Here is a 12297-nt window from a genome sequence, read left to right as displayed (position 1 = left end):
AAACATCCGCGTGACAGGCATGAAAAATATCGAGACAAAATGGTTATATGATTTTCTGACGCTGGAAGCGTGTCGTCATTTTTCCCAGGCCGCGGAGGAGCGCAACCTATCCCAACCGGCATTTAGCCGGCGGATCAAGGCGCTCGAATCCGCTGTTGGGGTGCTGCTGTTTGACCGTACGACGAGTCCACTGCAGCTGACGGAGGAGGGTAAGTTATTCCATTCGCAGACCCGTAGCCTGCTGCAACAACTGGAATGCAATTTAGATGAGCTAAGTGGTCACAACCTGCTTGGCGTTCCCAATATCAAAATAGCGGCGGCACATTCTTTGTCGCTGACGATGTTGCCCAGATTAGTACATTCAATGTCGGCATGGGGCGAGGAGTTTGTTTACCACGTCGAAGCGATTGACGTAGTCCAGGCGGTGAATACGCTGCGCGAGGGGAAAAGTGATTTTATTATCTCCTTTCGCGATGAAGACTTAATGCAGTCACCTTTCTGCGGCTTGAAGGTTTTTGAGTCTGAGCTGTATCCCGTCTGTGCTGCGGATGCACAGGGTAAGGCGTTGTTTGATATCTATCAGCCGCAGGTGCCGATTCTGAACTATACCAGCACTTCCTACATGGGAAGATTGGTTAACCGTCACCTGGCGGAGGTGGGCAGTATTTCGGCGCGTACGCTGTTTATGTCTTCGATGAGTGAGCTATTGAAGAATATGGCATTAGATGGTCATGGTATCGCCTGGCTGCCAGCGTGGACGATCGTGAACGAATTGCGCGATAAGCGCCTGGTTTGTCTGGACACGCCGGAGTTGATGGTGCCAATTCAGGCCTATATTTACCGAATGGATACCCGTTTGAATAAAACGGCTGAGCATTTCTGGCGGATTTTGTACAACCATATGCCAGAGGATCTGGTTACGCTCACTTGATACGCGCCAGCTTGTCTGGCGCGCGGAGATCGTTACGCCACTGCTTTTTCTGTTTGCTGGGCTTTCAGCCAGGCGATCTCTTCGGCCCAGATATCCGGATTAATGGTTTCCAGCACCATTGGAATACCGTCAAAACGATTATCCTGCATAATCCAACGGAAGGCATCATGGCCAATATTGCCTTCACCCAGGCTGTGATGACGGTCAACGCGACTGCCAAACGCGCTCTTGGCGTCGTTCAGGTGCATACCGCGTAGATACTTGAAACCGACAATACGTTCAAATTCCGCAAACGTTTTTTCGCACTCTTCTGCGGAACGCAAATCGTAACCCGCCGCGAAAGCGTGGCAGGTATCAATACAAACGCCAACACGGGACTTATCTTCGACGCCGTCGATAATGGCGGCCAGGTGCTCAAACTTGAATCCCAGATTACTACCTTGTCCGGCGGTATTTTCGATAACTGCCGTAACGCCCTGGGTCTGAGCGAGGACGATGTTGATGGATTCGGCAATGCGCGCCAGACACTCATCTTCCGGGATCTGCATCAAATGGCTGCCAGGGTGAAAGTTCAGCAGGGATAAGCCAAGCAGTTCACAGCGTTGCATTTCATCAAGAAACGCATCACGCGATTTTTCCAGCGCATCGCTGACCGGGTGACCGAGGTTAATCAGGTAACTGTCGTGAGGCAGGATTTGTGCAGAGGTGTAGTGGTACTTCTCACAAGCAGATTTGAAATCATCAATGATTTCGGTGGTCAGCGGCGCGGCACGCCACTGGCGCTGATTCTTGGTGAACAGGGCGAATGCGGTCGCTTCGATTTCTGCGGCTCGAATAGCGGCGTTAGCCAGACCGCCAGCGGCGCTTACGTGCGCTCCGATGTATTTCATAAATTTAACCCGCCATACTCAAATACAAAAAGGGAGAGTATAGCGGGTTAATGGAGGTGAGTCGTGATCGTTTATGCCATCAGGGCGTGGACAGCGACGTTAATCGCAGCACCACCGACAATCAACCAGACAAACAGCAGCAGGGCCATCAGTAACGGTTTGGCACCGGCTTTTTTCAGTGCGCTAACGTGAGTGGTTAACCCCAGTGCAGCCATTGCCATTGCCAGCAAAATGGTGTCCAGCGTTACCAGCATGTTCACAACCGACTGCGGCAGCAGGTGGAACGAGTTAAAAATCGCGACCACAATGAACAGGATGGCAAACCATGGAATAGTGATTTTGCTTTTCTCACCACCCGTAGCCGGAGACAGTTGTTTAACGCGAGCTGCCAGCAGGATGAGGAACGGTGCCAGCATCATGACGCGCAGCATTTTGGCAATAACCGCGGCGTTTTCTGCATCCGGGTTAATGGCGTGCCCGGCAGCCACTACCTGCGCCACTTCATGCATGGTGGAACCAATGTAAATGCCGTAGGTTTCTGGGCTAAACCAGTGTGCCAGCAGCGGATACATTGCCGGATACAGGAAGATAGCGATGGTACCGAAGATCACCACGGTGGCGACAGCGACGGTTACCTTACTGGCTTCCGCTTTCACTACCGGCTCGGTTGCCAGCACGGCGGCGGCACCGCAAATGCTGCTCCCCGCGCCAATCAGCCAGCTGGTGTGGCGGTCCAGACCAAACACTTTTTGCCCCAGGAAACAGGCAATCATAAAGGTACTGCTCAGCGTTAACACATCAATCACGATACCGCTGACGCCGACGTCAGCAATTTGCGCGAAGGTGAGGCGGAAGCCGTAGAGGATGATCCCCAGACGTAATAGATGTTGTTTAGCAAACAGCACGCCGCCGTCACAGCTTTTCCAGATGTGCGGATAGACGGTGTTGCCGAGGACCATCCCCAACAAGATTGCTAAGGTGAGGGCGCTGAACCCGGCACCTGCGACGGCGGGAATAGATCCACCCCATAAGGCAACCCCAGTGATAACTGCACTCAGGGCAAGCCCCGGAATAAAATGCCACGCTGTACGACGATGAGTCTGCAAGGTGAGTTCTGTCATATCCTTCTCCTTTATCTGGGTAAAAGAGTACGGCGAAGTGGTTTAAAAATAAAATTGATTATATATTTATAATTAATCTCTATAAGTGGTAAGTGACGGTTATCTGGTGGAAAACGACTATGCATATCACCCTGCGACAACTTGAAGTGTTTGCTGAGGTACTAAAAAGCGGTTCAACGACCCAGGCGTCTGTCATGCTGGCATTGTCGCAGTCGGCGGTGAGTGCGGCACTTACCGATCTGGAAGGGCAACTCGGCGTGCAACTGTTTGACCGTGTCGGTAAACGACTGGTGGTCAACGAGCACGGGCGTTTGCTCTACCCACGAGCGTTGGCGTTACTTGAGCAAACAACCGAAATCGAACAGCTTTTTCGCGAAGATAATGGTGCCATTCGGGTCTATGCCAGTAGCACCATTGGTAACTATATCTTGCCTGCAATGATCGCCCGCTATCGGCAGGATTTTCCTGATTTGCCGCTCGAGCTGAGCGTGGGTAACAGTCAGGATGTGATTAATGCGGTGCTGGATTTTAGGGTAGATATCGGACTGATCGAAGGGCCTTGTCACAGTACTGAAATTATTTCTGAACCGTGGCTGGAAGACGAGCTGGTGGTGTTTGCCGCACCGTCGTCACCGCTCACAAAGGGGCCTGTTACGCTGGAACAGCTGGCTGCTTCGCCGTGGATCCTGCGTGAACGAGGATCGGGTACGCGCGAACTGGTGGATTACCTGCTGCTGTCTCATCTGCCGAGATTTCAGATGGCAATGGAGTTGGGTAACTCCGAGGCCATTAAGCATGCGGTGCGTCATGGTCTCGGGATCAGCTGCTTGTCGCGTCGGGTTATTGCGGAGCAGTTGCAGGCGGGAACGCTGAGCGAAGTTCCCGTGCCGCTGCCGCGTTTAGTCCGTACTCTCTGGCGCGTGCATCACAGGCAAAAACACATCTCCAATGCCATTACGCGTTTTTTACATTACAGCGATCAGGTCGAGCTGGGCGAATAGGGCGCTTACTGTCGTAATGTCACCTCTCTGTAGAACGGCGGTTATAACTTAACCGCCTTACACCGCATATTTTCTGCTTTACTTATAATCCGCGGCCAGTCATGAAGGTCTCTTATAACAGCGTATTTGTGCCAGAAGAATGCCATTTCGTCTGCTACAATCGCGCCTCATTTTTTGGATGGATAGCATTTTCACATGGTTTCCGAAACTAAAACCACAGAAGCGCCCACGCTACGTCGTGAACTGAAGGCGCGTCACCTGACGATGATTGCCATTGGAGGCTCCATCGGTACAGGTCTTTTCGTTGCATCTGGTGCAACTATTTCTGCAGCGGGTCCAGGCGGCGCGTTGTTCTCTTATATTCTGATCGGTCTGATGGTGTACTTCCTGATGACCAGCCTCGGTGAACTGGCTGCCTATATGCCGGTTTCCGGCTCGTTTTCCACCTACGGTCAGAACTACGTAGAAGAAGGCTTTGGCTTCGCGCTGGGCTGGAACTACTGGTACAACTGGGCGGTAACGATTGCTGTTGACCTGGTGGCCGCACAGCTGGTGATGAGCTGGTGGTTCCCGGACACGCCGGGCTGGATCTGGAGTGCGCTGTTCCTCGGCGTTATCTTCCTGCTGAACTACATTTCCGTTCGCGGGTTTGGTGAAGCGGAATATTGGTTCTCACTGATCAAAGTTACCACCGTCATTATCTTCATCGTGGTTGGCGTGATGATGATTTTCGGTATCTTCAAAGGCGCTCAGCCGGTGGGCTGGAGCAACTGGACGATCGGTGATGCACCGTTTGCCGGTGGTTTTGCTGCGATGATTGGCGTGGCGATGATCGTCGGTTTCTCCTTCCAGGGGACGGAGCTTATCGGTATCGCGGCTGGCGAATCTGAAAATCCTGAAAAGAACATTCCACGTGCGGTACGTCAGGTATTCTGGCGAATCCTGCTGTTCTATGTGTTCGCAATTTTGATTATCAGCCTGATCATTCCGTATACCGATCCAAGCCTGCTGCGTAACGATGTAAAAGACATCAGCGTTAGCCCGTTCACGCTGGTATTCCAGCATGCGGGTCTGCTGTCTGCGGCAGCGGTGATGAACGCAGTTATCCTGACGGCGGTGCTGTCCGCAGGTAACTCCGGGATGTACGCCTCCACGCGTATGCTTTACACCCTGGCATGTGACGGTAAAGCGCCGCGTATTTTCGGCAAACTGTCTCGTGGCGGCGTACCGCGTAACGCGCTGTATGCGACCACCGTGGTGGCGGGGCTGTGCTTCCTGACTTCAATGTTTGGCAACCAGACCGTGTACCTGTGGCTGCTGAATACTTCCGGGATGACGGGCTTTATCGCCTGGCTGGGGATTGCTATTAGCCACTATCGCTTCCGTCGCGGTTATGTGCTGCAGGGGCACGATGTGAAGGATCTGCCGTACCGTTCTGGCTTCTTCCCGCTGGGTCCGATCTTCGCCTTTGTGCTGTGCCTGATTATCACCCTGGGTCAGAACTACGAAGCGTTCCTGAAAGACAGCATTGACTGGGGCGGCGTGATGGCTACCTATATCGGTATCCCGCTGTTCCTGATTATCTGGTTTGGCTATAAGCTGACCAAAGGAACCCGTTTTGTTCGCTACAGCGAAATGAAATTCCCGGGCCGCGTAAAGAAGTAACGGTATAAAAAAGCATAACAAAAACCCCGGCATGATGAGTGCCGGGGTTTTTTATTGCGCCTAACTTAGAAGCTATAAGTCATGCCAACCGTGTAACGACGTCCATCAAGGACGGTGTCGTAGGTATCGTAATCGATTTGTTTATCCAGCACGTTATACACGCCAGCGGTCATCAACAGATCCTTGGTAGCATAGTAACGTAAACCAACGTCGACCTGAGTATAGGACGGGGTGCCCTGTGCCATGGAGGTACGGCTCAGGTATTCAGACGTTTTCCCGCGCAGATTCAGACGGCTCCAGAAACCGAGATCCTGCGTAGCCTGCCAGTCCAGTGTCGTGTTAAACATATGCTTCGGCATTTTGTTCAACGGTTGGCCTGAGAACTGACCGCTTTTCTGCTCAGATTCTGTGTAGGTGTAGTTCGCGGTCCAGTTGACGTCAGAGGTTATTTTCCAGCCGAAGGTGGATTCTACGCCGCGCATATTGGCTTTATCGACGTTAACGCGATCGCTGACGAAGTCATAATGGGTGCCGCCGATGGTGCAGGCCGGATCGGAACTGCTGTTACAACGGCGAACTTCGGTGATTTTGTTTTTAAAGTCGGTATTGAACAACGTAACGCCTGCGTTGAGGTCGTTGCCGTTATCCCACAGTAAACCGATCTCTTCGCTGAGGCTTTTCTCCGGTTTCAGGTCCGGGTTGCCGACAATGATTCCGTTCAGACGACCGCCGCCGGTGACCTGTCCCCAACTGGCAGAAGACTGGCGCAGATCCGGTGCGCGATAGCCCGCGGAAACGCCGCCTTTTAAGGTCCACTGATCGCTCAGATGCCATACGCCATAGCCGCGCGGCGTCCAGTTGTCACCGTAGTTTTCATCCTTATCCATACGCAGACCGCCGGTCAGCGTGAAGGTATCGGTAACGGCCCATTCATCTTCAGCAAACAGCGCCCAGCTCCAGCGAGTCAGTTTGTTCAGTCCATCAGCCGCTTGCAGCTGGTTGCCATTATCGCGCAGTTTTTCATAACGGTATTGCCCGCCCAACGTCAGGGTGTGCGCCCCAAGGAATACCTGGTTCTGGTTATTGAAAATCGTGTTGTAGGACTTCATCTGGCGACCGGGGTTGTCGGTCTCTTCCTGCTGGACATAGCTGGTGGAGTTGAAGTCGTCGTAATAACCGCTGTGGGTTATTGAGTACGTGGTGTGCACATACTTGTTTTCGCTTTTACTGTTGGGCTTACAGCTTCCGTTGCGGCAGTTTTCCTCGGCCATGGATTTGCCCGGCGTACTGTCGCGATCCTGCAATTCACGTGCGTAATCGAAATCGATGTCGTTTTTATCATCTGGCGTAAAGTTCAGGGTTAATCCCCCGCTACGCATACGCTGTTCATTGTAGCCATTTACGATTTCATCTTCCGCGCGGTGGGAGAATAATCCGGTCACCTTCGCGCCAAGTAATCCGTCAATCAGTGGTCCAGACGCATAGGCGTTGGTCTGGTAAATATCGCCGGAGTCTCTGTCTTCCTGGAAAGTGGCATCGCCGTGCAAAGAGCCGGTCCAGGCTTTAGTATTCGACACTTTTTTGGTGATGACGTTAATGACGCCGCCCATCGCATCGGAGCCGTAGAGGGATGACATCGGGCCGCGGATTACCTCGATACGCTCGATGGATTCCAGCGGCGGCAGCCAACCTTGCTCAATACCTGAGTTGTCGCTGTTAGGACGTGTACCGCGGGTGCTGATGCGTTTACCGTTGACCAGGAAGAGTGTGTATTGCGAAGCCATACCGCGAATACTGATATCGCTACTGCTCCCCCCGCCAGTGACGACGACGCCAGGGACATCTTTTAGCGCATCGGTGACATCTCGATAGGCTTTGTCCTCAATCTGCTGCTTGGTAATAACAGATATTGAAGCCGGGGCATCCTGAATTTTCTGCTCGAAACCGGTAGCGGTAACGACCACGGTGTCTTGTTCAGCGGCATGGCCGAGTGATGGGAGGCAGGCGACGCATACTGCGGCAGCTACAGCCTTAACGTGAGGTATAGTCATTTGTATCATTCCATTTAAATGAATCAAACTGCGCGTCATGTGAAAGGCCATGACAATTGTATGTATTTGTCTTTTAAGGACTCTTTTCAGTAAAGAAGCGGGGGGATTGTACAAAAGTATGAATATTTGTAAACACAAATGATAATAGAAATCATTTGTGTTTGATATGATTTGGGGTGAAATACTTTTTTAATCAATAAGATAGTGGGGGAAGAAAAAAGGAGAAAAAGTGAAGGAATGATGGAGAAATGAAGAGGGCTTCCGCCCTCAACTAAGAAATTACTTCAGCAAATACTGGGCGTGGAAGCGCAGGTGATCCTCAATAAACGACGCAATAAAGTAATAGCTATGGTCGTAACCAGGCTGGATGCGTAGCGTCATTGGCCAAGCGGTCTGACGGGCAGTTTCGGCTAGTACCGCGGGCTGCAACTGATCGGCAAGAAACTGATCGCTGTCTCCCTGATCGATTAGCGTCGGGATCGCGTCTGCGGGTTTGCTGGCCAGCATCAACGCGCAGCTATCCCACTCTGCCCACTGTGTTTTATCTTCGCCCAGATAAGCGCTAAAAGCCTTCTCACCCCACGGAACACGACAAGGGTTTACGATCGGCGCAAAGGCGGAAACGCTGGTGTATCTCCCGGGATTTTTCAGCGCCATAATCAATGCGCCGTGGCCGCCCATGGAGTGTCCGCTGATGGCACAGCGATCGCTGACGTTAAACTGCGACTGAATCAGTGCCGGAAGCTCATCACGCAGATAGTCATACATACGAAAATGCGTTGCCCACGGCTGCTGGGTGGCATTGAGGTAAAATCCTGCCCCTTGACCTAAATCGTAGCCATCATCGTTGGCAACCTGCTCGCCGCGCGGGCTGGTGTCCGGCATCACCAGCACTATACCCAGCTCAGCCGCGATGCGCTGCGCACCCGCTTTGGTGGTGAAGTTTTCATCATTGCAGGTCAGGCCCGACAGCCAGTACAGCACCGGAGGCGGAGCGTTATCGCGGGGTGGTGGAAGAAAAATACTGAAGGTCATGGCGCAATTTAACGTGGTGGAGTCGTGACGCCAGCGTTGCTGCCAGCCTTCAAAACAGCGGTGCTCTTCAAGCATTTCCATGCGTGGCTCCTTGTTGTGTTGAACCTGAATGTGTTTGCGAACTCATCATAATACAGATTATTCATAGCACTGTGAGTAACTTTCACTTCCGCATTGAGCAAACATACTTCATCATCTATATAACTTTACATTAACACTCGACGTCACCGGGCTGAAAGACAAGTGAAATCAGCGACGCTGAAAGGCTGTGCCAATTTCAATAATTATCACGGTGAATACTGGATTATGTGCGCCGCCTCACGCACAATGTTCTGGCTGTGACACAGCCTAAAAACTTTGCCCCATGCAGGGCAGAGGCGCCCCACCTGCAGGAGAAGAAGAAATGTCATCACTCAGTAAAGAAGCGGCACTGGTTCATGAAGCGTTGGTTGCGCGTGGTCTCGAAACCCCGCTGCGCCCGCCTGTGCAAGAGATGGATAACGAAACACGCAAACGTCTTATCTCTGGCCATATGACCGAGATTATGCAATTGCTCAATCTCGATTTGAGCGATGACAGTCTGATGGAAACTCCGCATCGCATTGCGAAAATGTATGTCGATGAGATTTTCTCTGGTCTCGATTACGCCAACTTCCCGAAAATCACCGTCATTGAAAACAAAATGAAGGTGGACGAGATGGTCACGGTCCGCGATATCACGCTGACCAGCACCTGTGAACACCACTTTGTCACTATCGATGGCAAAGCGACGGTGGCGTATATTCCGAAAGATTCGGTCATTGGTCTGTCGAAGATTAACCGCATTGTGCAGTTCTTTGCACAGCGTCCGCAGGTACAGGAACGTCTGACCCAGCAAATTCTCACCGCGCTGCAAACGCTGCTCGGGACGAATAATGTGGCGGTATCGATTGACGCGGTGCATTACTGTGTGAAAGCGCGCGGCATTCGCGATGCGACCAGTGCGACCACCACCACTTCTCTTGGCGGATTGTTTAAGTCCAGCCAGAACACGCGTCAGGAATTCCTGCGCGCAGTACGTCATCACAACTGATTAGGGCAGGAACCATGGAGCGTAATGTCACGCTGGATTTTATTCGTGGCGTTGCCATTCTTGGTATCCTGCTTCTCAATATTAGCGCCTTTGGCCTGCCGAAGGCGGCATACCTCAATCCCGCCTGGTATGGCGACATTACCTTATCTGACGCCTGGACCTGGGCGCTGCTCGATCTCTTTGCGCAGGTAAAATTCCTTACCCTGTTTGCTCTGCTGTTTGGTGCTGGTCTGCAAATGCTGCTCCCGCGTGGTAAACGCTGGATCCAGTCGCGGCTTACGTTGCTGGTGCTATTGGGATTCATTCACGGTTTACTCTTCTGGGATGGCGATATCCTGCTGGCATATGGCTTGATCGGCCTGATTTGCTGGCGGCTGATCCGGGATGCGCCGTCGGTGAAAAGCTTGTTTAACACCGGCGTGGTGCTTTATTTGGCGGGCGTTGGTGTATTGCTGCTGTTGGGTGTGATCTCCGGGAGCGAAACCAGCCGGGCCTGGACGCCGGATGCTTCAGCGTTGCTGTATGAAAAATACTGGAAAGTGAACGGCGGAATGGAAGCAATCAGTAATCGCGTGGATATGATGTCCAATAGCTTGCTGGCGTTAGGTGCGCAATATGGCTGGCAACTGGCGGGGATGATGCTGCTCGGCGCGGCATTAATGCGTAGCGGCTGGCTAAAAGGGCAGTACAGTTTGCAGCATTATCGACGCACTGGCGTTCTGCTGGTTATTATCGGCATGGCGATTAACCTGCCTGCTATCATCGCCCAGTGGCAACTGGACTGGGCCTACCGCTGGTGTGCCTTCCTGTTACAAGCACCGCGAGAGCTGGGGGCGCCTTTGCAAACCATTGGTTATGCCGCGCTGATGTTTGGTTTCTGGCCACAGCTTAGTCGCTTAAAATGGGTCATTGCCGTCGCCTGTGTGGGTCGCATGGCATTAACCAACTATCTGTTACAGACCTTAATCTGCACCACGTTGTTTTATCAGGCCGGTTTATTTATGAAATTTGACCGGCTGGAGCTGCTGCTTTTCGTCATCCCGGTCTGGGCGATTAACTTACTTTTCTCTGTCATATGGCTGCGTTTCTACCGGCAGGGCCCGGTGGAATGGCTGTGGCGTCAATTAACCCTGCGTGCTTCGGGGACATCATTACCACGAACATCCAGATAACGATCTGGATCACATTCATTAACAAAATGGATGTAAGCGCTTTCATTCCTGTGACATCACTCACGCAGTCCGTTTCATTGTGCTGACAAAATACCCAGCCTGGGGTGTCTGCGGGCAGCCGCAATCTAAAACAGGGCAGTGAATATGGTAACCATTCGTGATGTGGCACGGCAGTCTGGCGTTTCTGTAGCGACCGTTTCCCGCGTACTGAACAACAGTGCGCTGGTGAGTCCCGATACGCGTGAAGCGGTAATGAAGGCAGTCACTCAGCTTGGCTATCGACCTAATGCCAACGCACAAGCGCTGGCGACGCAGGTAAGCGACACGATTGGTGTTGTCGTCATGGATGTATCAGATGCGTTTTTTGGCGCGCTGGTAAAAGCCGTGGATATGGTTGCTCAGCAGCATCAGAAGTATGTCCTGATTGGCAACAGCTACCATGAGGCGGAAAAAGAACGTCATGCCATTGAGGTGTTGATTCGCCAACGCTGTAACGCGCTGATTGTACACTCTAAAGCGCTGAGCGATCGGGAACTGGCCGAGTTTATGGATCAAATCCCCGGCATGGTACTGATCAACCGCCTTGTTCCTGGCTACGCCCACCGTTGCGTCTGCCTGGATAACATCAGCGGTGCCAAAATGGCTACCCGGATGCTGCTAAATAATGGTCATCAACGCATCGGTTATCTGGCATCAAGCCACCGCATTGAAGATGACGCCATGCGCAAAGAAGGGTGGTTAACTGCTCTGAAAGAGCAGGGGATTGTTGCGGCAGAAAGCTGGGTCGGCACCGGTTCGCCCGATATGCAGGGCGGAGAGTCCGCGATGGTGGAACTGCTGGGGCGTAACTTACAACTGACGGCGGTCTTCGCTTATAACGACAATATGGCAGCCGGCGCGCTGACCGCGCTAAAAGATAACGGCATCGCTATTCCATTACACCTTTCTATCATTGGCTTCGATGATATTCCCATCGCGCGTTACACCGATCCGCAGCTAACCACTGTGCGCTATCCCATTGCTTCAATGGCAAAAATGGCGACGGAGCTTGCGCTACAGGGGGCGGCTGGCACGTTGGATCCGCAGGCGTCGCATTGTTTTATGCCAACGCTGGTGCGTCGCCATTCAGTAGCGCTGCGGCAGAATGCGGCACCGATCACTAACTCATAACGTTGCGCGATGTAACCGCTTTCAATATGTGAGTAAATTCACAGTATATTAACAATGCGATAGCTATGATGACACTGTTTGTTGCGCTGTAACTACTATGTAACGGTGAATAATCACTTTCATCGAGGTATAGGTGCCTTAAACAAAAATTAAAGCCTGTTTTTGGAGCGTTGCCAGACACGGAAGAAA

General features: G+C 52.2%; 10 protein-coding genes. 6 read left to right on the top strand and 4 right to left on the bottom strand.

Going from position 1 to position 12297, the window contains the following annotated elements; all coding sequences use genetic code 11:
- Positions 1-19 precede the first annotated feature (19 nt).
- On the top strand, positions 20-931 hold the full coding sequence (hypT, locus tag OGX94_RS00285; protein WP_020996669.1) for a hypochlorite stress DNA-binding transcriptional regulator HypT: 912 nt from the start codon (positions 20-22) through the stop codon (positions 929-931).
- A gap of 32 nt (positions 932-963) precedes the next feature.
- Here hypT and nfo read toward each other — a convergent pair whose 3' ends face one another.
- A complete protein-coding gene (gene nfo / locus OGX94_RS00280; RefSeq protein ID WP_003834523.1) occupies positions 964-1821 on the bottom strand; it encodes a deoxyribonuclease IV in 858 nt (285 codons plus the stop codon).
- 71 nt (positions 1822-1892) lie between these two features.
- Complete coding sequence (locus tag OGX94_RS00275) at positions 1893-2942, bottom strand: YeiH family protein (protein WP_043016967.1); 1050 nt, start codon at positions 2940-2942, stop codon at positions 1893-1895.
- A 119-nt stretch (positions 2943-3061) separates the two neighbouring features.
- Between OGX94_RS00275 and yieE the strand changes: the two genes are divergently transcribed.
- Both yieE and lysP read left to right on the top strand, forming a co-directional pair.
- Positions 3062-3943, top strand: a complete 882-nt coding sequence (yieE, locus tag OGX94_RS00270) for a DNA-binding transcriptional regulator YeiE (RefSeq protein WP_003834519.1) — start codon at positions 3062-3064, stop codon at positions 3941-3943.
- Positions 3944-4138: 195 nt separating this feature from the next.
- A complete protein-coding gene (lysP, locus tag OGX94_RS00265) occupies positions 4139-5608 on the top strand; it encodes a lysine-specific permease (RefSeq protein ID WP_257661811.1) in 1470 nt (489 codons plus the stop codon).
- A 65-nt stretch (positions 5609-5673) separates the two neighbouring features.
- Here lysP and OGX94_RS00260 read toward each other — a convergent pair whose 3' ends face one another.
- Positions 5674-7659 carry a ligand-gated channel protein gene (locus OGX94_RS00260; RefSeq protein ID WP_003834514.1) on the bottom strand — a complete coding sequence of 662 codons (1986 nt, stop codon included), beginning with the start codon at positions 7657-7659 and terminating at the stop codon, positions 5674-5676.
- A gap of 279 nt (positions 7660-7938) precedes the next feature.
- Complete coding sequence (gene fghA, locus OGX94_RS00255) at positions 7939-8775, bottom strand: S-formylglutathione hydrolase (protein WP_003834512.1); 837 nt, start codon at positions 8773-8775, stop codon at positions 7939-7941.
- A 322-nt stretch (positions 8776-9097) separates the two neighbouring features.
- Between fghA and folE the strand changes: the two genes are divergently transcribed.
- The 3 genes from folE to galS all read left to right on the top strand — a co-directional run bounded on the left by folE (position 9098) and on the right by galS (position 12108).
- Positions 9098-9766, top strand: coding sequence for a GTP cyclohydrolase I FolE (folE, locus tag OGX94_RS00250; RefSeq protein WP_003027410.1), 669 nt, complete (start codon positions 9098-9100; stop codon positions 9764-9766).
- 14 nt (positions 9767-9780) lie between these two features.
- Positions 9781-10938 carry a DUF418 domain-containing protein YeiB gene (gene yeiB, locus OGX94_RS00245; RefSeq protein ID WP_063940519.1) on the top strand — a complete coding sequence of 386 codons (1158 nt, stop codon included), beginning with the start codon at positions 9781-9783 and terminating at the stop codon, positions 10936-10938.
- A 144-nt stretch (positions 10939-11082) separates the two neighbouring features.
- Positions 11083-12108: an HTH-type transcriptional regulator GalS gene (galS, locus tag OGX94_RS00240; protein WP_032943995.1), complete on the top strand. Its 1026-nt coding sequence runs from the start codon at positions 11083-11085 to the stop codon at positions 12106-12108.
- Positions 12109-12297: the final 189 nt, after the last annotated feature.

This window comes from Citrobacter sp. Cpo037 (genome assembly GCF_030332945.1).
GTDB lineage: Bacteria > Pseudomonadota > Gammaproteobacteria > Enterobacterales > Enterobacteriaceae > Citrobacter > Citrobacter portucalensis.
The sequence above is the reverse complement of the archived record's forward strand: the minus strand, read 5'-3'. Positions and strand labels throughout refer to the sequence as shown.